Source organism: Xaviernesmea rhizosphaerae (assembly GCF_001938945.1).
Classification (GTDB): Bacteria; Pseudomonadota; Alphaproteobacteria; order Rhizobiales; family Rhizobiaceae; genus Xaviernesmea; species Xaviernesmea rhizosphaerae.
This window is the reverse complement of the sequence record NZ_MKIO01000021.1, coordinates 346,795-369,687: the sequence shown is the minus strand read 5'-3', so window position 1 is coordinate 369,687 and position 22,893 is coordinate 346,795. Positions and strand designations below refer to the sequence as shown.

Below are 22,893 nucleotides of genomic sequence, written 5' to 3'. Positions count from 1 at the left end.
TTTTTTCCTGACGTCGACGGATAAGACTCGTCAAAGCACCTGGAAATCCCTATTTATGGTCAATGAAAGCGCGTGTTGGAAAAGCAGGGGCCCCAAGGGGCTGGATCGGCACAAGAGAGCTCTCGATGAAGGACAAGGCGAGACTGTCCAGCGGGCGCCCGCCGCTGGACGGGCTGAAGCGGCAGATCGCGCGCAGCCGCGCCGGTGATGCGCCCGCGCGCCGCAAGGCCGACAGCTTCATTCGCGAAACCTTCCGGCTGCAGCGCCAGGCGGCGCGCGAGAAGGCGCAGGAATGGTTCGACACCTGGCCGAAGGCGGCCTATTGGACCGAGGTGGAAAGCTGGCGCGCGCTTGACGACGACCAGATCGAATTCACCATGCGCCGCCTGCCGACGGCAGACTGAAGCCTGTCGCGCAAGAGCGCGCAGCGGTTTCGATCACGACATCCGACGCAATAGAGACTGGAAGCGCGACGGCTGGAAAATTATTCTGTCGCGGCCCATGGCGCATGATTTTCAGGTCGATGCCCCGATCAGGATGATGGCTCCGTCGGCGACGTCGGAAAAAGCAGCCGGGTCCGGCTGGACCTCGTTCTTGCCCTCTCCCCGCCTTGTTCTAGCCCTGTTTTCTGCCGAGAATTCCGACAATCTAAAATAGGCGCCCGGCGGAGCTCGTCCGGCCACAGGGGCTTTGCCGCGCGGAATGAGATGGAACAGGCGGAGGATGCATGTCGGAAACGCCGCCAGCGCAGCCCGTTTCGCTTTTCCGCAGCAGCCGCCCCCGGGCCATCCCGGCCGGTAACACGCAGGCGCGGTGGCCCTACCTCCTCTCGCTGCTCCTTCATCTCGCGCTGATCCCGCTCCTCATTCTGCTCCTCGCGCCGGCTCAGCTGCCTCCCTCCGGCGAACAGGGCCTTTCCGTCGAGGTGGTGACCGAGCCGGAGGCCCGGCCTCCCCCCGCGCCGGCGCCACAGCCCCCGGCCGAGCCATCGCCCTCAGGCCCGACCGCCGACGGCCCGCAGGCGGCAGCGGACCAGCCGGCACCCTCGGAGGACAAGGCGCCTGACGCAGGGGCGGCGGTCCCACCGCCCCCGCCTTCAGAACAGCAACCCACCAGGCAGGCCGCCGGCCCTCCTGCGGATCTCGTGCCCGCCAAACGGCTGTTCGCGGCCGCCATCCTCAAGGACCCGCGCAGCCGGAAAGCGGTCAAGGCGCTGCGGGCGCTGTCGCCTGACGACCAGATCGAGCAGCTGTGCAACATCGAGGCGATGGAGCAGATCAAGCGGCACGACAGCCGCCGCCGGCCCGATTTCATCATCAGCTATGCGCTGGCGCCGCCCAGCCTGCAGGGGCCGCTGTTCGTGGCCGATGGCGCGGCGGTGCACGATCGCGATCAATGGATCGGCCTGCGCTATCGCTGCGTGGTCACACCCGACCGCCGCGATGTCGTCGAGTTCGCCTTCGCCATCGGCGCCAACATCGCACGCGACGAATGGAGCAGCCTGTCGCTGCCGAAGGAAGAAGGTGCTTCGGATTGAGGACGTGCTTGTGGCGCAGGTTTTGCGGAAACCGAGCCGGAATGGGCCGATAAAAGGCTGGGGATCGGGCTGGAAATCAGCCTTTGCTCTGGTGCATCAGATTTTGCCGATATCCGATCCTCACCTCTCGCACCGATGCCCTAAACGCTCCAGACCAGCTGACGCATGGCCTCGCCCGCGATCATGGCGGCGGACACCGCGACATTCAGGGAGCGCTGGCCGGGCTGCATGGGAATGAGGATGCGCGCATCGGCCCCCTCATGCACCGCGTCAGGCACGCCGGCGCTTTCGCGGCCGAACAGCAGCACATCGCCCTCGGCAAAGGCGAATGCTGTGTAGGGCTGTGCCGCCTTGGTGGACGCCAGCACCAGCCGCCGCCCCTCCGCCAGCCGCCATTCCTCGAAGCGGGCGAAGGTCACGTGCCGGGTCAGCGCGGCCGTGGCGATATAGTCCAGACCGGCGCGCTTGAGATTGCGGTCGGAGGTGTCGAAGCCGGCCGGCTCGATGATGTCGACGCCAAGTCCGAGACAGGCGGCAAGCCTGAGGATCGTGCCCGTATTGCCGGCTATGTCTGGCTGGTAGAGCGCGATGCGCAGACGGGTCATGGCGTCATCCATTGGCAGCTGCACGGGCTGCGGACGGCGCGCGGCGTTGCGGCCTATGCCCGCAAGGGGGTGGAAACGCCGGACCGGTCGCAGGCAGCAGCGGAGCGACCCGACCGGCAGCCCCGTCCGTCGTATTGCTCGTCCGACCGCGCGCGACAGCGTGCGAAGGAGCTCGGGTCAAGCCCGAGGATGGCGGGGAGGATAGGCTTTAGGCGCGTAAAGTTGCAGCGCTCGGGCCGTACACCCGAGCGGGAAAGGCGCGCAGCAGCTGCGCGCCCTGTCGCTCAGCCGTTGACGACCAGTTTCTTCTCGTCGCGCCCGCCCTTCATCCGCTCGGCCAGCAGGAAGGCAAGTTCCAGGGCTTGGTCGGCATTGAGGCGCGGGTCGCAATGGGTGTGGTAGCGGTCGCCGAGGTCGGCGCCGGAGAGCGCGCGGGCGCCGCCGGTGCATTCTGTCACGTCCTTGCCCGTCATCTCGATATGGATGCCGCCGGGATGCGTGCCTTCCGAACGGTGGATCTGGAAGAAGCTTTCCACCTCGTTCAGGATCCGCTCGAACGGCCGGGTCTTGTAGCTGTTGAGCGTGATCGTGTTGCCATGCATCGGGTCGCAGGACCAGACGACCTTCTTGCCCTCGCGCTCGACCGCGCGGATCAGGCGCGGCAGATGTTCGGCCACCTTGTCATGGCCGAAGCGGCAGATCAGCGTCAGGCGGCCGGCCTCGTTGGCAGGGTTCAGCAGGTCGATCAGCTCGAGCAGGCCGTCGGCGGTCAGCGACGGGCCGCACTTGAGCCCGATCGGGTTCTTGATGCCGCGGCAATATTCCACATGGGCGTGATCGGCCTGGCGCGTGCGGTCGCCGATCCAGATCATGTGGCCCGACGTGGCATACCAATCGCCCGAGGTGGAATCGACGCGGGTCAGCGCCTGCTCGTAGCCGAGCAGCAGCGCCTCATGGCTGGTGAAGAAATCGGTCTCGCGCAGGCTCGGATTGTTTTCCGAGGTGATGCCGATCGCCTTCATGAAATCCATGGTCTCGGAGATCCGGTCGGCGAGCTTGCGGTAGCGCTCGGCCTGAGGGCTGTCCTTGACGAAGCCGAGCATCCACTGATGCACATTCTCCAGATTGGCATAGCCACCCATGGCGAAGGCGCGCAACAGGTTCAGCGTCGCGGCCGACTGGCGGTAGGCCATCAGCTGGCGCTCAGGGTTCGGAATCCGGGCTTCCGAGGTGAACTCGATGCCGTTGATGATGTCGCCACGATAGCTCGGCAGCTCGACATCGCCCTGACGCTCGACATTGGAGGAGCGCGGCTTGGCGAACTGGCCGGCAATGCGACCGACCTTGACCACCGGCTGCTGGGCGCCGAAGGTCAGCACCACGGCCATCTGCAGGAAGGCGCGGAAGAAGTCGCGAATCGTGTCGGCGCCGTGCTCGGCGAAGCTCTCGGCGCAATCGCCGCCCTGCAGCAGGAAACCGTTGCCGTCGGCCACATTGGCCAGCGCCTTCTTCAGGCGCCGCGCCTCGCCGGCGAAGACCAGCGGCGGAAAGCTCTCAAGCTGCGCCTCGGTCGCCGCCAAAGCGGCGGCATCCGGATAGTCCGGCACCTGCTGGATCGGCTTCTGCCGCCAGCTCGTCGGAGTCCAGTTCTGTGCGCGATGCTCACCCATGGTCAAAGCCTTTCAAACCACGCCTGCCGCCCCGGCAAGCGAATAACCGCCGGCTTCCTCCCGAAGCGGCGTTTAAGGATGCGGGCTTATAGACGTTAACCCGCTGCTTGCATAGACCGCGCCAGCATTTCGCCAGGAGCGGCCGCATTTTCGCCCGACACCCTTTCGCGCCCGCGATCATCGCCCTATGAAGAGCCGTCGCCTGCGCCTGCGGGAGGCCGGCGAGCCGCTCCACAACCGCCGCACGTCGGCCGGCGGCGCTCGTCATCATGAACGACGCGGTGGAGCGGATGATCGAGCGCATCGATCGGCTGGCGGCCTCGCACGGGTTCCGGCAGGCTGGACGAGCTGCCGCTGCGTCTCAGGGCCTAGCGCCGGCCTTGGAACATCCGGCGCGGGCCTGTCCGCACACAGGGCGAGCCCTGCGCGCCACTGCTCACGCCCGCACGCCGTTCTTCAGCCGGTAGCTCGGGCTGTACATGGTCACCAGCTCCTCGGCCGCGGTCGGGTGCACGGCCATGGTGCGGTCGAAGTCGGCCTTGGTGACGCCGGCCTTGAGCGAGATCCCGAGCAGCTGCGCCATTTCGCCGGCGGCATGGCCGAGCACATGCGCGCCGACCACCTTGTTGTCGGCAGCATTGACGAGGAGCTTCATGATCATCTTTTCCGAGCGGCCCGACAGCGTCGCCCGCATCGGCCGGAATTCGGCGCGGTAGACCTCGACCTCCTCGAAGCGCTGGCCAGCCTCTTCCTCCGTCAGGCCCACAGTGCCGATTTCCGGCTGGGAGAAGACGGCGGTAGCGATCAGGTCGTGATCCGGCGAGGTCGGATTGCCCTTATATTCGGTCTCTATGAAGCACATGGCCTCGTGGATCGCCACGGGGGTCAGCTGCACACGGTTGGTGACGTCGCCCAGCGCATAGATGCCGGGCGCGCTGGTACGGGAGAAGGCATCGACGATGATCGCGCCCTTCTCATCGGTGCGCACACCGGCCGCTTCCAGGCCGAGACCCTGCGTATGCGGGACGCGGCCGATCGCTTCCAGCACCTGCTCCACCTGCAGCGTGCCGTTCTCGCGGGTCTCCACCTTCAAGAGACCGCCCTCGCCGCGCGACACGGCAGTGATGACATCGCCGCAGAGAATGCGGATGCCCTTGGCCTCCATTTCCCGGTGCAGGCCTTGGCGCATGTCCTGGTCGAAGCGCGAGAGGATTTCCCGGCCGCGATAAATCAGCGTCACTGTAACGCCCAGGCCCTGAAGGATATTGGCGAACTCCACGGCGATGTAACCGCCGCCCTCGATCAGCACCGATTTCGGCAGGGACGGCAGGTCAAAGACTTCGTTGGAGGTGATGCAGAGCTCGTGGCCTGGAAGATCGCGATGCGGCGTGGGGCGCCCGCCGACGGCGATGACGATGCGCTCGGCCGTCACAGTGCGGCCGTCGGCCAGGAGCCTGATCGAGTTGGGGCCGGTCAGCTCCGCGCGGCTGGCAATCAATTCTGCCCCGGCATTGGTCAGGCCCTTCTGGTAGAGGCCCTCGAGACGGGTGATCTCGGCCTCCTTGGCCGCCACCAGCTTGCCCCAGTCGAAGCCGATCTCGCCGACGCTCCAGCCGAAGCCCGCGGCATCCTCGAAATCCTTGGAGAATTGCGAGGCATAGACATAGAGCTTCTTCGGCACGCAGCCGCGGATAACGCAGGTGCCGCCGAAGCGGAATTCCTCCGCAATCGCCACCTTCTTGCCGAGCGACGCCGCCAGCCGCGCGCTGCGCACGCCGCCGGAACCGCCGCCGATGACGAAGAGGTCGTAGTCGTAGGATGGCATGAGAATACTCCCGGATGGGGTCGACAAGAGGCTGCCGGCCAGGCGGCGGCAGAGGAAACAAGACGCGCGACCGTCTTAGAGCATCGAACCGAAAGCTGTGAACCGGTTTTCAGGAAAAAATCCGTTGCGCGCCCGCAGCATGTGGAGATCAGGGATACAAAAGAAAAGCCCGGCCTTGCACCCGCCATCCGAAATGCGATGGCGGGGTGCAAAGCCGGGCTCTGGAACGAGGCCGGGCCGATCAGGGCTTGCCAATCACGGCTTAGCGGCGGCGGCCGGCGGGGTCAGCGTCTTGTCCAGCGCCTTGCTAGTAGCCGTCTGCAGATCGCGCGAGACGCCGGCGGCCCAGATATCGGCGGCTTTCAGCATTTCGCGCGTGGCGATCGGGCCGTCATTCAGAAGCTTCTTGCCGGCTGCCGAGCTGTAGAAGGCGGCGATGGCGTTCAGCTCATCGACCGTGAAGGTCTTGGCATAGATCGTCGCGGCCTCGCGCTCGAGATCGGCGCGGCGCGCGGCCAAGGCCAGCGCCTTTTCGTCCACGGTCTTGTTGATCAGCGCCTCGTAGTTCGGCGAGGACTGGATCAGGCCCTGCTTCAGGCGCTCGGCCAGATTCGGCAGGATATTGTCGAAATTATTGGTCGCGCCGATGGCGGCGATCGCGGCACGGGCAGCCTTCAGCTGCGCGTCCGTCACGTCCTGCGCGCGGGCGCCGGCGCCAAGAGCGGTGGTCAGAACGAGCGCGGCTGCCAGCATGCGGCCGTGACGTGCGAAGGAAATCATGAGGGAAAACTCCTGTCTGTTGACGAGCGGCCCGCAAACCATGCGCCCGGGCCTCTCCTGTCCTTGAACTGTGATCGCCGCCGCCGGGATGCGCTCAGCGCGTCATCACCCGGGCCCCGCCGGGGCCGGCAATGATCGCCAGCGACGCGATGCCGATGAAGAGGCCATGCTCGACCACGCCCGGAATGCGGTAGAGCGCGTTGGAAAGCGCCTCTGCATCAGGAATGCGGCCAAAAGATGCGTCGAGAATAAGATGCCCGCCATCGGTCGTATAGGCGCCGTCGCCCGTCATGCGCAAGGCGATCTCGCCCGAAAGACCGCACTGCGACGCGGCCTTTTCAATCGCGATCCGCGTTGCCGCCAGGCCGAAGAGATTGACCTCGATCGGCAGCTTGAAGGCGCCGAGCGTGTCAACAACCTTGCTCTCGTCGGCAATGACGATCATCCGCGCCGATGCGCTGGCGACGATCTTCTCGCGCAAAAGCGCGCCGCCGCCGCCCTTGATCAGCCGCAGCTCGGCATCCACCTCGTCCGCGCCGTCGATTGTCAGGTCGAGCTCGGGCAGCTCGTCGAGCGAGCGCAACGGCACGCCGAGCTCGACGCAGAGCCGGGCCGTGCGCTCGGAGGTGGGCACGCCCTGAACCGACAGCCCGGCCTCCACCCTTTCGGCCAGAAGCCGGACGAATTCCTCGGCGGTCGAGCCGGTGCCGATGCCAAGCCGCATGCCGTCCTCGACATGGGCGAGCGCGGCCTCGGCCGCCTTGATCTTCATCTGACGGGCGTCCATGCGCCGCCTTCTCCCTTAAGAAGCCTGCCGGGCCAAAACTGCGCCGCGGCCGTGCGAAATCCACCGATATCCCCCTCGGGGAGGCAGGAGAAGCCTCGGCCATCCCACCACCGGGGCCGGCAAGGCCCTGGCGGAGGCAACGTTTACACGCGGCGCGCAGCAAACAAAAGAGCCAATCGCGGTCCCGGAAAGGCCGCGCAGGTCACGTCGCCCAGGATGACCTGCGCATCTCCCCTGTTGCGTCATCCCGGACCCGACACGCCTGCCCCATTGCCACGGAACCGCCGATCTCCTACAGCCGATAGGCCTTCTTCCGTCCCGTCGGCCCTCGCGCCGGCAGCAAAGCCCCCACCAGGAACATGCCCATGTCCGCAGACCGCTCCGCCTCCGCGCCGCTGATCGTCTTCGATCTCGACGGCACGCTCATCGACACCGCCCATGATCTGGTTGACAGCCTGAACCACGCCGTCGTCCAGGCCGGCCTGGAGCCGGTGACCTATGACGACCTGACCTTCCTGGTCGGCAGCGGCGCCAAAGCGATGATCGAGCGCACTTTTGCCTTGCGCGAGCGCGCGCTCTCGGAGGAGGAACTGGCCTTCCAGATGAAGGAATTCGTGGCGCATTATCATGCGCACATGCCCGGCGTCTCCAGGCCCTATGACGGCCTGATCGACGCGCTCGACCGGCTGGAAGCGGAGGGCTACGCCTTCGCCGTCTGCACCAACAAGATGGAAAAGCTCGCCAAGACGCTGCTGTCCGAGCTGAAGCTCGACCATCGCTTCAAGGCGATCACCGGCGGCGATAGCTTCGATGTGCGCAAGCCCCATGCCGAACACCTGCTCGGCACCATCCGGCTGGCCGGCGGCGATCCGGTCCGCGCGGTGATGGTCGGCGACAGCCTGAACGACATCCTCGCCGCCCGCAACGCCAAGGTCCCGGTCATTGCCGTCCCCTTCGGCTATTCCGACGTGCCGATCGCCACGCTCGATCCCGACGTGATCATCCAGGGCTTCGACGAACTGACGGTCACGCTGGTCGAAGGGCTGATGGCCGGCTGATCGCCGCCCTAGCCGGGAACAGCGCACCGGTTGCACAAAGCCGGTCTTTGTCCTAATCTTCCACCGCCAGATACGGTGGAGGATACCCCATGAAAACGATCCTGAACGACGCCACCCGCCGCTTCATCTCTCAGGATCGTCTTGTTCATGGCTTTTTCCTCTTCTCCGGCGCGGAAGGATCCGCCGCCGCTTAAACGCCGCCATCCCTCAAAAAACGCCGCGAAATCCGACCGGCTGCGCCGGTTTCTCGGCTATTACCTTCCCCATCGTGCGCTTCTGGCCGCGGACTTGCTCGCTGCCGCGATCATCGCCGCCTGCAGCGTCTGGGTGCCGCTGGGTATCAACCGGCTCGTCAGCGAGATCGGCGCGCTGGAGGGTGGATCATCCAGTCCGCAAGCCCTGCTTGCCCCCGCCAGCCTTCTTCTCGCAGCGCTGAGTGCCCAGATCGGCGCGCAGTTCTTCGTAGATCACTGGGGCCATGTCATGGGCGCGCGCATCGAGGCCGATGTCCGCCGGCAATTGTTCGACCACTGCCAGAGATTGCCGCTCAGCTTTTACGACCGGGTTCGCACCGGCGAGCTGATGAGCCGCATGACCAGCGACTCGCTCTGGCTGGGCGAGCTTTTCCATCATGCGCCCGAGGATCTGTTCATTGCCGGGCTCAAATTCGCAGGCGCCGTCGTCGTGCTCTTCCTGCTCGATCCCGTCATTGCCTGGATGGTTCTGGCGATCACCCCATTCGCCGTCCTGCTGGCCCTGCATTTCAACGGGCGGATGAACCGGGCGATTGCCCGCAGCAAGCAGGAGATCGGCGCGATCAACGAGCGGATCGAGGATACGCTGCAGGGCATCCGCCTCGTTCAGGCCTTTGCCGGGGAGGATCGCGAGCGGGCTGCGTTCGAGCGGCTCAACAGCCGTTTCCTTGCCAGCCGCGTGGAAAGCTATCGTCATGAGGCCTGTTTCTCGCTGAGCATGGACGGGCTCGCCCAGCTTCTCACGGGGCTGGTCCTGGCTGTCGGCGCCTGGCACATCCTTTCCGCGCGGATTTCCACGGCCGATCTGCTCAGCCTGCTGCTGACCGTTGGCGTGCTGGTCGATCCGGTCCGGCGGCTCGCCAATGTCATCCGCCTCTGGCAGGAGGGCTATACCGGCTTCGTCCGAGCCATGGAAATCCTGGAGATCGTTCCGGATCTGCAGGAACGGCCGGATGCAAGGCCGCTGAAGGTCGAGCGTGGCGCAATCACGTTCGAGTCGGTGCGTTTCGGCTACGGGGGCAAAGGCGACGTGCTGCGGCAGCTGTCGCTGACGATTGACGGCGGCCAATTCGTCGCCCTGGTCGGTCATTCCGGCGTCGGCAAGAGCACGCTCTGCGCGCTTCTCGCCCGCTTCTATGACGTGCGAGACGGATCGATCAGCATTGACGGCACCGATGTGCGCAGCGTCACCCTCGCCTCGCTGCGCCAGGCGATCGGCTTCGTGCAGCAGGATGTCTATCTCTTCGCAGGAACGGTGGCCGACAATCTGCGCTACGGCCGACCCGAAGCGACCCGTGCGGAGATCGAGGCGGCTGCCCGCGCGGCCCATGCGCATGACTTCATTCAGGCGCTACCAAGGGGCTATGACACCGAAATCGGCCAAAGGGGCGTGACCCTTTCCGGTGGCCAGCGGCAGCGTCTGGCGATCGCTCGCGTCTTTCTGAAGGATCCGCCGATCCTGGTCTTCGATGAGGCGACGAGCGCGCTCGATCAGGACAGCGAGCGTGCGGTGCAGGCCGCGCTGGCGGCACTTGCCAGAGGACGCACCACCTTGGTGATCGCCCATCGCCTGTCGACGATCCGTCGCGCCGATCGCATCCTCGTGCTGGATGAGACAGGCCTGGCGGAGGATGGCACCCATGCCACGCTGATGGTCGCTTCAGGCATCTATGCCCGATTGCAGCGTGGTGGCGAGGGCCGCGAGACGACGGAGGCTCGATAGCACGTCATCCCCGATAGCATGCCGCCCGCAGGCGCTGCGACTACTTCAGCGCCGCGGCCTTATCGGTGCGCGGTGGGAAGGCCGGGTCGGTCTTCTCGCCGCGCAGCAGCTTCAGCGCGGCCTGCAGCTGCAGGTCGTCCTTGGCCTCCGGGGGGACATAGGCGGAAGAGCCGGAGCCGGCATCGGTTTCGTTTCTGCCCTGGATATGGCCGCGCAGGCTGGATTCGCCTGTCGTTTCCATCTTGCCCTGCAGCTCCGGCGGCAGCGGCTGCTCAACGATGATGTCGGGGGTGATGCCGGTGCCCTGGATCGATTTGCCCGAGGGCGTGTAATAGAGCGCGGTGGTTAGGCGCAGCGCGCCGCCATCATTCATGGGAATGATGGTCTGAACCGAACCCTTGCCGAAGGAGCGCGTGCCGAGCACGGTGGCGCGCTTGAGGTCCTGCAGCGCGCCTGAAACGATTTCCGCCGCCGAGGCCGAGCCGCCATTCACCAGCACGATGATCGGCTTGTGATCTGTGAGATCGCCCGGCCTCGCCTCGTAGCGGCGCGTCTCCTCGGGATTGCGGCCGCGCATGGAGACGATCGCGCCGCGATCAAGGAAGCTGTCGGAGACGCTGACGGCCTGGTTCACCAGCCCGCCGGGATTGAGGCGCAGGTCGAGAACATAACCCTTCAGGCGATCTTCGGGGATCTCCTTCTTGATCTTGGCGATCGCGGCCTCCAGCCCCTCCTGCGTCTTCTCGGTGAAGGAGATGATGCGGATATAGCCGACATCGCCTTCAACCCGCGACCTGACCGCCTCGACGGTGATCGTATCGCGCAGGATCGTCAGCCGGATCGGCTTGTCGGCGCCCTTGCGGACCAGCGTCAGCTTGACCGGCGTCTTCACCTTGCCGCGCATCTTGCCGACGGCGTCCTCGAGCTTCATGCCCTTGACCGATTGGCCATCGATCTCAGTGATCAAGTCGCCGGCCAGCACACCCGCCTTGGCGCCCGGCGTGTCGTCCATGGGCGAGACCACCTTCACGAGGTTGTCTTCCATGGTCACCTGCAGGCCCAGGCCGCCGAATTCGCCGCTGATGCGGCTCTTGGCCTTTTCCGCGTCCTTGGCGTTCATGTAGGAGGAATGCGGATCGAGCGAGGAGAGCATGCCGTTGATGGCGTTCTCGACGAGATCCCCCTCCTTCTGCGGCGTCACATAGTTGCGCTCCACCTGCTCCAGCACGGCGCCGAAGGTGGCGAGCTGGCGATAGGTGGCGACGCTGGCCGCCTGCGCCGGCTCCATCACGGTGGAAATGGCCCACATGGCCGAAGCGCCGAAGGCGGCCCCGGCGAAGAGAGGAATGAAGCGCCGCATCATGACCTTCCTGAACATTTGACATCGAGAGCACGACGGCCCCGAAAACCTGCCGGCTCTGACAAGGCCGACCGGCGGGCGGACCTCAGCGAAGCAGATGCCGATACACTGATTTGACCGAAATCCCTATCACAGGCATCGGCTCTTGTTTGTGAATTTCTGCGCGCCTCGCCCATGCTCAAGACGCGCGCTCAGCTGGAAGATCGCGTCCTCAGCGCAAGCGATGCGAGCACGACGGCCACCAGCTCCCGCTCCACCTCGGGCTCGGCGAGCATGCCGCGCCGCGCGGCATTGTGGACAATGCCATCGATGGCATCGGACAGGACCAGTGCCGCCACGCGGTTCGCTTCGCCGCGATAGCGGGCGACTGCAGCCTCGAAACAGGCGAGATAGGCCTGCTCGAAAGCGCTCTGCGGATTTCGATAGTCGCTCGAAGCCGGCGCCTCGTCGAGCAGCACCCTGTGCAGGCCGGGATGTTTCAGATGCGCCGAGATCATGGCGCGCGCAAGGCCGGCGGCAAAGGCGTCGGACGAAAGCGCCGCATCCTGCGAAAGGCGCAGCACGGCCATGCAGTCATCGAGGTGGCGCTGGCGGATCGCATCGGTCAGCGCAAGCTTGTCGGGAAAATACTGGTAGAGCGAGCCGATGCTGACGCCGGCGCGCTCGGCCACGGCATTGGTGGTGAAGCCAGCCCAACCCTCGACGCTCAAAATGCGAGCCCCGGCTTCCAGAATGGCCTCGACCAGGGCGCGCGAACGCGCCTGTCGCGGCGTCTTGCGCATACTGGCGGCGCCCTTGGCGATGCGAGTAGACATGATGCCCCTCCGGCGGGACGTTTAAGCCTGTTTGAAACCCGTTCTTCTGCAGGAAACCGACACCATGATCATCGACATCCTCGCGCGCCTCTACCGCCATCACGGCTGGGCCAACAAAGCCTTTCTCGACACCCTCGCCGCGCTGCCGGAGAATGGCCCCGCCGAGCCGCGCGCCACGGCGCTGAAACGCATGCGCCACATCGAAATCGTCGGCCAGATCTTCGCCGCGCATCTGACCGGCCGTGCCCATTCCTATCTCTCCGACAGCGTCGAGGAAACACCGCATCTACCGAGCCTGCGGCATGACACGGAGGCCTGCGACGGCTGGTACATCGACTATCTCTCAGACCGCGACCCGGACACGCTGAGCGAGGAGATCGCCTTCACCTTCACCGATGGCGATAGGGGACGCATGAGCCGGGGCGAAATATTGCTGCATGTGGCCACGCATGCCGCGATCCATCGCGGCGAGATCACACAGCTTCTGTCCTCGGCCGGCATCGATGCGCCCTGGGATACCTTCGCCGTGCATCTGCACCAGATCGAACCCGCACGCCGGGTCGCAGCTCTGGCCAAAGCGGGCTGAGACGAGCGCAGGACCGCAGACGAAAAAGCCCGCGCGGATCGACCCGCGCGGGCTTCGTTTTCGCTTCGGCAAACGCAGATGCGCTTAGCCGCGGGTCTGACGGGCGAGACGCGTCGCCTCGAAGGCCTTGTTCATGTAAAGGTCGCGATCATAGACGTCGTCGAAATATTCGACCTTGCCGTCCTTGTTCGGCCAGGCGGTGAAATAGGCGACATAGATCGGAATGCGGCTCGGCACGGAGACGCCCTTGTTCTTGCCGCTGGCGATCTGCTTGGCCACGTCGTCCTGGGTGGTGCCCAGCACGGCGGCGGCCATCTTGCGCGGGTCGGCCAGGCGGATGCAGCCATGGCTGAGCGCCCGCTGGTCACGCTTGAAGAAGCTCTTCGACGGCGTGTCGTGCATGTAGATCGCATGCGCGTTCGGGAAAAGGATCTTCAGCTCGCCCAGCGCATTGTCGCTGGAAGGCGGCTGGCGCACGGCGACGTTCTTGGTCGACCCATACCAGTCGACCGAGGAGGAGGCGACGGCGCGGCCGCCGACCTCGACCTGATAGCCGAGACGGTCGAGATAATTCGGGTCGCTGCGCAGCTTGGGCAGCATTTCATTGATGATGATCGACTGCGGCACGCCCCAATAGGGGTTGAACTCCACCGTCTGGATCTCGTCCTCGAAGAAGAAGGTCTGGTGCGCCTTGGCCCCGACCACCACGCGCATGGCGAACTGCTCCTGCCCCTTGTCGTGGTAATAGACCTCGAAGGCGGGCTGGTTGACGAAGACGTAGCGGTTGCCGAGATCGTCGGGCAGCCAGCGTGCCTGCTCCATGGCGATCTTCAGCTTGTCGATGCGGCCACTCGCGCTCTCGGCTGCGCCGCCTGTGAGGAAGCGGATGGAGCCGCGGCCGATCACGCCGTCGCGCGCGAGGCCATGCTCGGCCTGGAAATCCTCGACCATGTCGACCAGTTCGGGCGTATAGTCCGGGGAACCGGCATAGCTGGCAAGCAGATCGGCATGGCGCGCCTTGAAGGCATCGGAGCCGCGCTGCTGCATTGCCGCGATGACATTGGCAAGCTCGGCATTGCTGTCGCCGGGCTTGATCAGCGTGCCGGGCGCGATGCGCACGGGCGCGCTCTGCGCGCCGCCACCGGCCTCGGTGCTCAGCCGCGCCAGCTCGGCGCGCAGCGCCTGGAACTGCGGGCCATCGGGCGTCTGGCTGTCGAGATAGGCGGCGATATCGTTGGAGGCCGCCATGACCTTCAGCTTACCGGCTAGATTGACGTCCTTGCGCTTGAAGTCGTGATAGCCGGAAATCCGGTTGGGGTCGATGCGGCCGCGGATCGTGTCCTGAACATAGGACAGAGCGGCGACGGTCAGTTTCAGCTCGAAGGTGGCGAGCGCCTTTTCGCGCGCGGACGGATCGGCGCTTTCTTCGGGCAAAGCGACGGCATAGTCGCGCGCATCCAGCCCGACCGCGTCGGCCTTGGCGAGCGTGGCGAGCGCGGCGCGGGCCTTGTCAGTCACGCCATGGTCGTCGATCCAGAGGAAATGGCCCGATTCGGCGTAGAAGGATTCCACCGCCTTGGCGATGTCGGACGTGGCCGAAACGGACACGGTCGGCAGCACCGCGCGCAGCATCGCACCCGGCGAGGCGGGGTCTGCGGCATCGGTGCCCTGCGCAATCGACCCGGTGATGACGGGATCGAGCAGGCGGGCGGCGTCGATCCGGCGCGGTGCGTCGGCCTTGTAGGTGTAATATTTCGGCGCCGTCACCTTGGGCAGCGGCTCGGCGACGCGCTTTTGCGCGGGCGGCGCGGCGACCGCACCCTCGCCCGGCTGATAGACCCCTGGAAGCGTGACCTGCTGCTGAACCGGCTCGCTGCGCTTGCGGAAAAGATCCATCAGGGTGAGGGCATGGGCCTGAGGCGCGCCAAGCGCGGAAAGGCCGCATCCGGCCGCAAGCGCGAGGAGGGTCGCGGTCTTCTTCAATGTCATGGGCTGCAGTCCTGTCTCGCAAAGGCCTAGCGGGGGCGTTTCGCGCTCGATTCGGTCTTGTCCTTCACCGAGCTCAGACACCTATAGAAAAGGATGGTGAATGAAAAGGAAACGCCGGGCCGGCGCGATGCCGCCGAACGCCACCGACTGGGGCGGATCGCCCATTTCATCTCCCTGAAAACGAACAGGAATCCAGAAGGTTTAGAAAATCTTTCACGCCTTCGTGACAGGACGGGTGAGAGCCGTTTCGGCAAGAAAGACAAGCCGTGTGACGGAACTGCCACGCACCCAGCCGCGCCCTTCTGCCCGGCTTACGCAGCTTAATCGATTGGATCTTGCGGCCAGCATCGGGAGGGTGCCGCGCCCCCTTTACAAGCCCCGCCCCGATGGGCCAAACCAACGGGCATCCGCGACGCTTGGCCCCGTCACGATATCCTCGGCCGGCGCGCTTTTTGAGGGATAGGAAACGATGACAGCCACCCGCACCGAAACCGATACCTTTGGCCCGATCGAGGTTGCCGCGGACCGCTACTGGGGCGCGCAGGCGCAGCGCTCGCTCGGCAATTTCAAGATCGGCTGGGAAAAGCAGCCGCTTGCCATCGTGCGCGCGCTCGGCATCGTCAAGCAGGCCGCAGCCCGTACCAACATGGCGCTCGGCCGGCTGGACAAGACGGTGGGCGACGCCATCGTCGCGGCGGCGCAGGAGGTCATCGACGGCAAGCTGAACGACCACTTCCCGCTGGTGGTCTGGCAGACCGGCTCGGGCACCCAGTCCAACATGAATGCCAATGAAGTGATCTCCAACCGGGCGATCGAGATGCTCGGCGGCGTGATGGGCTCCAAGAAGCCGGTTCATCCGAACGACCACGTCAATATGAGCCAGTCGTCGAACGACACCTACCCGACCGCCATGCACATTGCCTGCGCCGAACGGGTGGTTCACGATCTGCTGCCGGCGCTCAAGCATCTGCATGCCGCGCTGGAAGCCAAGGTGAAGGCCTTCGACCACATCATCAAGATCGGCCGCACCCACACGCAGGATGCGACGCCGCTGACGCTCGGCCAGGAATTCTCCGGCTATGCCGCCCAGGTCGCCTCATCGATCAAGCGCATCGAGATGACTTTGCCGGGCCTGCAGGAGCTGGCACAGGGCGGCACCGCGGTCGGCACCGGTCTCAATGCTCCGATCGGCTTTGCCGAGAAGGTGGCGGAAGAGATCGCTGCGATCACCGGCATCGCTTTCACCTCCGCGCCCAACAAGTTCGAGGCGCTGGCCGCGCATGATTCCATGGTCTTCAGCCATGGCGCGATCAATTCCACGGCTGCCGCCCTGTTCAAGATCGCCAACGACATCCGCCTTTTGGGCTCCGGCCCGCGCTCGGGTCTGGGCGAATTGTCGCTGCCGGAAAACGAACCCGGCTCCTCGATCATGCCCGGCAAGGTCAACCCCACCCAATGCGAGGCCTTGACGCAGGTCTGCGTTCAGGTGTTCGGCAATCACGCCGCGCTGACCTTTGCCGGCAGCCAGGGCCATTTCGAGCTCAACGTCTACAATCCGCTGATGGCCTATAACTTCCTGCAGTCGGTGCAGCTGCTGGCCGATGCCGCCATCTCCTTCACCGACAATTGCGTGACCGGCATCGAAGCTCGTGAGGACAACATCAAGGCGGCGCTTGAGCGCTCGCTGATGCTGGTCACCGCCCTGGCGCCGAAGATCGGTTATGACAATGCCGCCAAGATCGCCAAGACGGCGCACAAGAACGGCACCACGCTGCGTGAGGAAGCCGTCGGCGGCGGCTATGTCACCGACGCGGAATTCGACGAGGTCGTCCGCCCGGAGACCATGATCAGCCCCGCCTGATCGTATCAGGACGGGGGGCGAAACACCGGACAGGACGGCGCAGCACCGCCGCCCTGTCTGCCGCAGGCCCGGCATCGCGCGCCGAGAAGGCCTTAATTGCGTAAAAACTTTTCAAATTTTTCGGGAACGACAAACCTTTAAAGCTTCTCCAATCTTTACGCCGTATTGGATTCAAAAGAGAATTGAGGGGAAAGGGTTCGCGATGGCGCACGCCAAGACGAGCAAGAACCAGGCGCCTGACATTGCCGCGCAAGTGACCTTCGCCATGCGCGTCATGGGGGTGGCGCCGATCCCGCGCAATTACGAACTCTACTACGAAGCCTATCTCGGCTCGAACCCCAAGCTGACCCAGGAGCTTGCCGCGCTCGGCAGCAAGGCCACCCAGGAAGAGCTCGACCTGATCGGCGCCCGGCACTTCGCTCATATTCACTATCCCGCGGGCGTCGAGCGGGTGCATGCCCATCTCGCCCGCCATCTCAAAGAACTGTTGTCGATGATGCGCGAGGAGCATGTGGCGCTGGAAAGCTACACAAAGCTCCTGGACGAGACCACGGCGCAGATCAATATCAAAGGCCATGCCGGTGCCGAAATCCTGCGCCAGGCCGTCGATCTGTTGACGTCCGCCACCACTGAGACCGTGACGCAGGGACGCGAGCGCGCGGAAAACGTGTCGCAGAAGTCGGTGGAGATGGAGGCGATCCGCCAGGAACTGGACGAATACAAGCGCATCGCCAACACGGATTCGCTGACGCGGCTTGCCAATCGCCGCGCCTTCGACGAGCGCCTCGCAACCGTTTACAATTCCGAGCAGCACCGCGCCTCGACCAGCCTGCTGATCGCCGATATCGATCATTTCAAGAAGATCAACGACAGTTTCGGCCATCCGATCGGCGACAAGATCCTGGCGACCGTGGGCAATGTCATCCGCGCCACCCTGCGACGGGACACCTTCGTGGCGCGCACCGGCGGCGAGGAGTTTGCCGTCATCCTCACCGATGCCTCTACGGACGAAAGCTATCAGATCGCCGAACGCATTCGCCAGGCGCTGGCCAATACACCGTTCAAGAACTCCAAGACCGGTGTCAATTACGGGCCGATCACGCTGTCGATCGGCCTCTGCCAAGCGACGCAGGCGGCAGATTATCTCGACCTCTACAACAAGGCCGACATCGCTCTTTATTGCGCCAAGAACTCCGGGCGCAACTGCAGCACGGTCTATGAAGACGGGATGAAAAAGGAAAGCCGGCGCGGCTGGCTGATCTATCGGCGGTAGCGCATCCGGCGCATCGGGCTGAAAACTGGGTACAGGTTTTCGGACAAATCCGATCCGGAAACGAAATCCTCAAGCATCGGACCGACAATCAAACGCGGCCCGATGACCTCACTCTTTGCCTGCCCTCACCCCTCACCGCTCTGCTTTTCCCTCTCTTTGCCGCGCAGATGCGCCAAGGCGCGGCGTAGGAAGTAGACCTCGCAGGCCGCTGTCACCGCCAGGATCGCCATAGCGAGCACAAACAGCGCATAGGGCTGAAGCACCAGCGACATGGGAATGGCGAGCGCCAGCAGCGCCAGGCCGATCAGATGCGAGGGCGGGATGCGGCCCGTGGCCGCCCGCTTGATCCAGACATTGCCGAGAAGAAAAATGGCGGGCGCGCCGATCAGCGCGCTGGCGGTCTTCAGCTCGGTCTCGCCGGTCGGATGGCTGAGCACGAATTCCTCCCCCACCGCCGAAAGAATGATCGCCACCACGATCGGAATATGGGCATAGGTGAAGATGGTGCGGGCCGCCTCGCCCGGCTCGCGCGCCGTCTCGATCTCCTCGGCCGCGCGGTCATGGCCGAAATGGAAATAGATCCACCACATCAGCGCCGTGGTCAGGAAGGCGGTCGAGGCCAGCAGGAAGGTCAGCGGCTCCATCGGCATGTCGCTTAAGGTGCGGCCGGTGACCAGAATGGTTTCGCCGAGGCAGATGATGACGAACAGCGCGCAGCGCTCGGCCATGTGGGCGCCCAGCACGTCCCAATCGTCCCCCTCCGACCGCCCAAGCCCCGGCACGCGAAATCCGGCGGCGGGCGCTGCATATTCGATCCCGATCGCCGCGATCCAGAGCATCAGCTGCACATGGCCGCCGAGAAGCGCGCCGGCGATCCAGAGGATGGCGGAGGCGACCAGCCAGATCGTCACCCGGCGGAAATGGGAAAATTCGTCGGGACTGTGGCCATGAAAGGCATAGAGCGCGAAGAGCGACCGGCCGACCTGCATCGTCACATAGGCGCCGGCGAAAAGCAGCGCCTTCTCGTCAAAGGCCTTGCCGACGGCGGAGGCGAGCAGAAGGCCGAGAAAGGTCAGCGCGAACAGCATCAGCCGCACAGGGAGCTTGTCCGGATCGAGCCAGTTGGTGACCCAGGTGGTGAAGATCCACACCCACCAGAGCGCCAACATGATCAGAAGCGTCTCGACGAAGCCCAGCGCGTCGTAATGCGTGGCCAGCCGGTGGGACACCTGCAGGATGGAGATGACGAAGACGAGATCAAAAAACAGCTCGGGGAAATCCACCTTGTCGGCGTCTTCCGCCCGGCGTTCGCGCAGCCAGCCGCGCCCCGCCTCGCTCACCGGCCGCCCGCCCTGGGGTCGCGGCTGAGACCCTTCTCGGCCAGTTCCGCCTCATAGGCGGCGAACAGGGCTTCCCCCTCCTCGCCCAGCTGGCGCAGATACGACCAGGTGAAGATGCCGGTATCATGCCCGTCGTCGAAGGCGATGCGCACGGCGTAATTGCCGGTCGGCTGCACGGCGCGGATGCCGACATCGCGCTTGCCCGGCACGGTCACCTTCTGGCCCGGCCCATGGCCCTGCACCTCTGCGGAGGGCGAAAGCACCCGCATGCGCTCGGCCGGCAGCACGAAGCGTGCGCCGTCGGTGAAACTCACCGTCATCGCCCGCCGATCCTTCGAAACGCTCAGCTCCGTCGGCCAAATATCGCTCATGATTGCCCGTCTCTCCTTGAATTTCCCCTGAATTAGCGCAGTTTTGCCAGGGAGACAGCGGGGATGAGCCATCGATCCCGGAGAAACTTCGCCCTTCAGCGCTTTCCACGACTTGAAAGCCGGCGGCAAGCCGCCGACATGCGAAACATCGGCCTGCCGCAGAGACGAAACGCCATGGCGGTCATGCGCATTTGCCTGCGCGCCAGCCAGGCGATAAGACAAGAGCGGCAAGGACAGGGAGAGATCATGACGACGCTCATCATCGACAGACGCGGCAACGTGCCGGTCCCGGCCTCCCCCCTGCCGGCGATGGTGGACCCGTTCGGCCGCGCGATCAGCTATCTGCGCGTCTCTGTCACCGACCGCTGCGATTTCCGCTGTACCTATTGCATGGCAGAGCAGATGACCTTCCTGCCACGCAAGGAGCTTCTGACGCTGGAGGAGCTGGAGCGGCTCTGTTCGGCCTTCGTCGCGCGCGGCGTGCGTAAGCTGAGACTAACAGGCGGCGAGCCGCTGATGCGGCGCAATGTGATGATGCTCGTGCGCGCCATGGGCGCTCATGTTCAGGCCGGGCGGCTGGAAGAGCTGACGCTGACCACCAATGGCTCACAGCTGACGCGCTTTGCCGACGAGCTGGCGGAGTGCGGCGTGCGGCGCATCAATGTCTCGCTCGACACGCTGAAGCCGGATCTCTTTCGCACGATCACCCGTCGCGGCGATCTCGGCCCCGTGCTAGAGGGCATTCGTGCGGCTCAGGCTGCCGGTATTCGCGTCAAGATCAACGCTGTCGCGCTCAAGGGCATCAATGACGCCGAGATCCCCGACATGCTGCGCTGGGCCCATGGCGAGGGCATGGACCTGACGCTGATCGAGACCATGCCGCTTGGCGAGACCGGCGAGGACCGGACCGAGCATTACATGCCGCTGTCCGAAATGCGCGCACGCCTTGCCGAGCGCTTCACGCTGATCGAGGACACCTACCGCACCGGCGGGCCGGCGCGCTATTTGCGCGTGGCCGAGACCGGCGGCCGGCTGGGGCTGATCACGCCAATGACGCATAATTTCTGCGAGAGCTGCAACCGGGTGCGGCTGACCTGCACCGGCACGCTTTACATGTGCCTGGGTCAGGAGGATGCGGCCGATCTGCGTGGCGTGCTGCGCGCCACGCCGGACGATGCCGCGCTGCACGCCGCGATCGACGAGGCGATCCTGCGCAAGCCGAAGGGCCATGACTTCGTCATCGACCGCGCCCGGCGCCCGGCCGTGTCGCGGCATATGAGCGTCACGGGCGGCTGACGCATGCAGCCCGAGCACCCGGACGAAGCCGGCGATTTCTCTGCGCCCGGCCTGTTGCCCTCAAGTCCTTCGCCGCACACCGGCGCGCCGTCAAACCCTTCCCACGCGGCTTCATCGCCCTCTGCGCCACCCCCTTTTGCCCGGCTGCCGTCCACTCGGCCCCAGCCCAAGGCGCCGCCGCTCGTCATTCTTGCCGGCGGCCTGTCGCGGCGCATGGGGCAGGACAAGGCCTTCGTCACACTGGCGGGCCGGCCGATGATCGCCCATCTGATCGAAAGGCTGCGGCCGCAGGCGAGCCTGATCGCCCTCAACGCGCCGGACGAGATCGTCGCCAATGGCCTGTTTGCGCCGCACGAGGCCGTAGGTCTGCGCGTGGTGCCAGATCCCCTGCCCGGCCGGCCCGGCCCGCTTGCCGGCGTGCTGGCGGCCATGCGCTTTGCCCACGAAGCGGTTCCGCGCGCCAGCCATGTCGCCACGGTGCCGATCGACGGCCCCTTCCTGCCCGAGGACCTCCTCGCCCGCCTCGCAGCCGCCGTCGAAGGGCGCGAAGCGATCGCGGTGGCGGCCTCCGGCGGCATCTGGCACCCGATCGTCGCGCTCTGGCCGGTGACGCTGGCAGATGCCCTGCGCGCCTTCATCCTCACCGATGCCAAACGCCGGGTGCGCGGGTTCATCCAGCAGCATCCGCATGTGGTGGTGGATTTTCCCGTGCCGGAGGGACAGGACCCCTTCGACAATCTGAACACACCGGAAGATCTGGCGCGGGCCGAAGAGCGGCTGGCCGCAGGCGCGCACCGGGACGCAGGACAGCCGCGCGATCTGCGGCAACAGCTTGAAGCGCACTCCGTCGCCACGGAGCGGCCAGAACTGGAATTTCGGACGCAGTCTGCCTCAAGCGATCACTTGTCGGCCGAGAAACATGGGCGCGCAATGGCGCATGAAGCCGGGCCACAGGTCACAGAGCCGGACAAGCTTGGGGCAGAGCCCGGCCCGGAGCTGACCCGGATCGAAGAGCCATTGCCGCGCCGCGAGAGCGCCGGCACGCGCCGTGTCGCCGTGGTTCACCCCGCGGGCATGGCTGAGCATCCAAATCATGCACGATCCGAGGCGCGATCCACCGGCGCGCATTCCAACTTTTCCGAGCGGTACGACACGCGCGACACTGCCGACCCGAAAATGGCCACCGCTTCGAACGACACGGAGAGCCCGGCCCACAGCCGCCGGCCCCAGCGCGTGCTTGGCGTCACCGGCTGGAAGAATTCGGGCAAGACCGGGCTCGTCGAGCGGTTGGTGGCGCTCTTTACCCGGCGGGGCCTCAGCGTCTCGACCATCAAGCACGCCCATCACGGCTTCGACATCGACCGGCCCGGCGCCGACAGCTATCGCCACCGCGAGGCCGGCGCCCGAGAGGTCGCCATCGTCGCCAATGACCGCATCGCCATCATGCAGGAACTGCGCGGCGCGCCGGAGCCCGATCTCGTCGCCCTGCTGGCGCGGATGACGCCGGTGGATCTCGTCATCGTCGAGGGCTACAAGCGCGCGCCGATCCCCAAGATCGAGGCCCGCCGTCGCGACGCCCGCGCGCACGAGCCGCTGGCGCCCGGCGACCCCACCATCTTCGCGATCGCCGCCGACCATCCGGTGGACGATGCCGCCGTGCCCGTGATCGATCTCGACGACACGGACGCGATTGCCGATCTCGTGGCGGCGCGGCTGGGTCTTGGCTGACAGTCTATCCAATAAGCGCCGTTGGCCGCCTGCAA

The 22,893-nt window shown here is 65.4% G+C and carries 19 protein-coding genes and 1 pseudogene; 10 read left to right on the top strand and 10 right to left on the bottom strand.

The annotated features are described in order from the left end of the window. Positions 1-125 precede the first annotated feature (125 nt). Positions 126-404 carry a hypothetical protein gene (locus tag BJF92_RS05550; RefSeq protein ID WP_075633753.1) on the top strand — a complete coding sequence of 93 codons (279 nt, stop codon included), beginning with the start codon at positions 126-128 and terminating at the stop codon, positions 402-404. Between the two features lie 323 nt (positions 405-727). Next, on the top strand, positions 728-1,537 hold the full coding sequence (locus tag BJF92_RS05545; RefSeq protein ID WP_075633752.1) for a DUF930 domain-containing protein: 810 nt from the start codon (positions 728-730) through the stop codon (positions 1,535-1,537). A 140-nt stretch (positions 1,538-1,677) separates the two neighbouring features. On the opposite strand, the gene BJF92_RS05540 is transcribed toward BJF92_RS05545, so the two are convergent. The 5 genes from BJF92_RS05540 to rpiA all read right to left on the bottom strand — a co-directional run bounded on the left by BJF92_RS05540 (position 1,678) and on the right by rpiA (position 7,204). Further along, positions 1,678-2,142: a tRNA (cytidine(34)-2'-O)-methyltransferase gene (locus tag BJF92_RS05540; RefSeq protein ID WP_075633751.1), complete on the bottom strand. Its 465-nt coding sequence runs from the start codon at positions 2,140-2,142 to the stop codon at positions 1,678-1,680. A gap of 284 nt (positions 2,143-2,426) precedes the next feature. Further along, positions 2,427-3,812 carry a class II 3-deoxy-7-phosphoheptulonate synthase gene (locus tag BJF92_RS05535; protein WP_075633750.1) on the bottom strand — a complete coding sequence of 462 codons (1,386 nt, stop codon included), beginning with the start codon at positions 3,810-3,812 and terminating at the stop codon, positions 2,427-2,429. A gap of 436 nt (positions 3,813-4,248) precedes the next feature. Continuing rightward, positions 4,249-5,637 carry a glutathione-disulfide reductase gene (gene gor / locus BJF92_RS05530; RefSeq protein ID WP_075633749.1) on the bottom strand — a complete coding sequence of 463 codons (1,389 nt, stop codon included), beginning with the start codon at positions 5,635-5,637 and terminating at the stop codon, positions 4,249-4,251. Positions 5,638-5,892: 255 nt separating this feature from the next. Beyond that, positions 5,893-6,417, bottom strand: a complete 525-nt coding sequence (locus BJF92_RS05525) for a DUF2059 domain-containing protein (RefSeq protein WP_075633748.1) — start codon at positions 6,415-6,417, stop codon at positions 5,893-5,895. Positions 6,418-6,511: 94 nt separating this feature from the next. Further along, a complete protein-coding gene (rpiA, locus tag BJF92_RS05520; protein ID WP_075633747.1) occupies positions 6,512-7,204 on the bottom strand; it encodes a ribose-5-phosphate isomerase RpiA in 693 nt (230 codons plus the stop codon). Between the two features lie 365 nt (positions 7,205-7,569). Between rpiA and BJF92_RS05515 the strand changes: the two genes are divergently transcribed. Together BJF92_RS05515 and BJF92_RS05510 are read left to right on the top strand one after the other, a co-directional pair. Next, the gene (locus tag BJF92_RS05515; RefSeq protein ID WP_143523915.1) at positions 7,570-8,262 is read left to right on the top strand and encodes an HAD family hydrolase; all 693 of its coding nucleotides are present in this window, start codon (positions 7,570-7,572) and stop codon (positions 8,260-8,262) included. A 147-nt stretch (positions 8,263-8,409) separates the two neighbouring features. Next, on the top strand, positions 8,410-10,239 hold the full coding sequence (locus BJF92_RS05510) for an ABC transporter ATP-binding protein (protein WP_075633745.1): 1,830 nt from the start codon (positions 8,410-8,412) through the stop codon (positions 10,237-10,239). Positions 10,240-10,279: 40 nt separating this feature from the next. Here the strand turns inward: BJF92_RS05510 and BJF92_RS05505 are convergent, their stop codons facing one another. After that, complete coding sequence (locus BJF92_RS05505) at positions 10,280-11,602, bottom strand: S41 family peptidase (RefSeq protein ID WP_075633744.1); 1,323 nt, start codon at positions 11,600-11,602, stop codon at positions 10,280-10,282. Positions 11,603-11,790: 188 nt separating this feature from the next. Then, a complete protein-coding gene (locus BJF92_RS05500; protein WP_245294660.1) occupies positions 11,791-12,414 on the bottom strand; it encodes a TetR/AcrR family transcriptional regulator in 624 nt (207 codons plus the stop codon). Positions 12,415-12,478: 64 nt separating this feature from the next. Here BJF92_RS05500 and BJF92_RS05495 point away from each other — a divergent pair, with 64 nt between their 5' ends. Beyond that, positions 12,479-13,000, top strand: coding sequence for a DinB family protein (locus tag BJF92_RS05495; protein WP_078057877.1), 522 nt, complete (start codon positions 12,479-12,481; stop codon positions 12,998-13,000). 84 nt (positions 13,001-13,084) lie between these two features. Here BJF92_RS05495 and BJF92_RS05490 read toward each other — a convergent pair whose 3' ends face one another. Beyond that, complete coding sequence (locus tag BJF92_RS05490; protein WP_075633742.1) at positions 13,085-14,989, bottom strand: L,D-transpeptidase family protein; 1,905 nt, start codon at positions 14,987-14,989, stop codon at positions 13,085-13,087. A 469-nt stretch (positions 14,990-15,458) separates the two neighbouring features. On the opposite strand from BJF92_RS05490, the gene fumC reads away from it, so the two are divergent. After that, on the top strand, positions 15,459-16,850 hold the full coding sequence (gene fumC, locus BJF92_RS05485) for a class II fumarate hydratase (protein WP_075633741.1): 1,392 nt from the start codon (positions 15,459-15,461) through the stop codon (positions 16,848-16,850). Positions 16,851-17,052: 202 nt separating this feature from the next. Continuing rightward, a complete protein-coding gene (locus BJF92_RS05480; protein ID WP_075633740.1) occupies positions 17,053-18,123 on the top strand; it encodes a GGDEF domain-containing protein in 1,071 nt (356 codons plus the stop codon). Between the two features lie 125 nt (positions 18,124-18,248). Here BJF92_RS05480 and BJF92_RS05475 read toward each other — a convergent pair whose 3' ends face one another. Together BJF92_RS05475 and BJF92_RS05470 are read right to left on the bottom strand one after the other, a co-directional pair. Then, positions 18,249-19,463, bottom strand: coding sequence for a low temperature requirement protein A (locus BJF92_RS05475; protein WP_075633739.1), 1,215 nt, complete (start codon positions 19,461-19,463; stop codon positions 18,249-18,251). After that, positions 19,460-19,834, bottom strand: a complete 375-nt coding sequence (locus BJF92_RS05470) for a gamma-butyrobetaine hydroxylase family protein (RefSeq protein WP_075633738.1) — start codon at positions 19,832-19,834, stop codon at positions 19,460-19,462. The genes BJF92_RS05475 and BJF92_RS05470 overlap by 4 nt, the downstream gene beginning before the upstream one ends. Positions 19,835-20,080: 246 nt before the next feature. On the opposite strand from BJF92_RS05470, the gene moaA reads away from it, so the two are divergent. The 3 genes and pseudogenes from moaA (at position 20,081) to mobB (ending at position 22,858) form a co-directional block, all read left to right on the top strand. Next, positions 20,081-21,130 carry a GTP 3',8-cyclase MoaA gene (moaA, locus tag BJF92_RS05465; RefSeq protein ID WP_075633737.1) on the top strand — a complete coding sequence of 350 codons (1,050 nt, stop codon included), beginning with the start codon at positions 20,081-20,083 and terminating at the stop codon, positions 21,128-21,130. A gap of 3 nt (positions 21,131-21,133) precedes the next feature. Next, positions 21,134-21,880 (top strand): annotated as a pseudogene (gene mobA, locus BJF92_RS25945) (molybdenum cofactor guanylyltransferase MobA); the annotation flags it as partial. A gap of 426 nt (positions 21,881-22,306) precedes the next feature. Further along, positions 22,307-22,858 carry a molybdopterin-guanine dinucleotide biosynthesis protein B gene (gene mobB / locus BJF92_RS25715; protein ID WP_075633954.1) on the top strand — a complete coding sequence of 184 codons (552 nt, stop codon included), beginning with the start codon at positions 22,307-22,309 and terminating at the stop codon, positions 22,856-22,858. The last annotated feature ends 35 nt before the right edge of the window (positions 22,859-22,893 follow it).

Coding starts and splice junctions, on each gene's coding strand:
- BJF92_RS05500 (WP_245294660.1), bottom strand. CDS start 12,414: ATGTCTACTCGCATCGCCAAGGGCGCCGCCAGTATGCGCAAGACGCCG.
- BJF92_RS05515 (WP_143523915.1), top strand. CDS start 7,570: ATGTCCGCAGACCGCTCCGCCTCCGCGCCGCTGATCGTCTTCGATCTC.
- BJF92_RS05535 (WP_075633750.1), bottom strand. CDS start 3,812: ATGGGTGAGCATCGCGCACAGAACTGGACTCCGACGAGCTGGCGGCAG.
- fumC (WP_075633741.1), top strand. CDS start 15,459: ATGACAGCCACCCGCACCGAAACCGATACCTTTGGCCCGATCGAGGTT.
- BJF92_RS05490 (WP_075633742.1), bottom strand. CDS start 14,989: ATGACATTGAAGAAGACCGCGACCCTCCTCGCGCTTGCGGCCGGATGC.
- BJF92_RS05525 (WP_075633748.1), bottom strand. CDS start 6,417: ATGATTTCCTTCGCACGTCACGGCCGCATGCTGGCAGCCGCGCTCGTT.
- mobB (WP_075633954.1), top strand. CDS start 22,307: ATGGCCACCGCTTCGAACGACACGGAGAGCCCGGCCCACAGCCGCCGG.
- rpiA (WP_075633747.1), bottom strand. CDS start 7,204: ATGGACGCCCGTCAGATGAAGATCAAGGCGGCCGAGGCCGCGCTCGCC.
- BJF92_RS05480 (WP_075633740.1), top strand. CDS start 17,053: ATGGCGCACGCCAAGACGAGCAAGAACCAGGCGCCTGACATTGCCGCG.
- BJF92_RS05470 (WP_075633738.1), bottom strand. CDS start 19,834: ATGAGCGATATTTGGCCGACGGAGCTGAGCGTTTCGAAGGATCGGCGG.
- BJF92_RS05510 (WP_075633745.1), top strand. CDS start 8,410: ATGGCTTTTTCCTCTTCTCCGGCGCGGAAGGATCCGCCGCCGCTTAAA.
- moaA (WP_075633737.1), top strand. CDS start 20,081: ATGACGACGCTCATCATCGACAGACGCGGCAACGTGCCGGTCCCGGCC.
- BJF92_RS05540 (WP_075633751.1), bottom strand. CDS start 2,142: ATGACCCGTCTGCGCATCGCGCTCTACCAGCCAGACATAGCCGGCAAT.
- BJF92_RS05545 (WP_075633752.1), top strand. CDS start 728: ATGTCGGAAACGCCGCCAGCGCAGCCCGTTTCGCTTTTCCGCAGCAGC.
- BJF92_RS05505 (WP_075633744.1), bottom strand. CDS start 11,602: ATGATGCGGCGCTTCATTCCTCTCTTCGCCGGGGCCGCCTTCGGCGCT.
- BJF92_RS05550 (WP_075633753.1), top strand. CDS start 126: ATGAAGGACAAGGCGAGACTGTCCAGCGGGCGCCCGCCGCTGGACGGG.
- BJF92_RS05495 (WP_078057877.1), top strand. CDS start 12,479: ATGATCATCGACATCCTCGCGCGCCTCTACCGCCATCACGGCTGGGCC.
- gor (WP_075633749.1), bottom strand. CDS start 5,637: ATGCCATCCTACGACTACGACCTCTTCGTCATCGGCGGCGGTTCCGGC.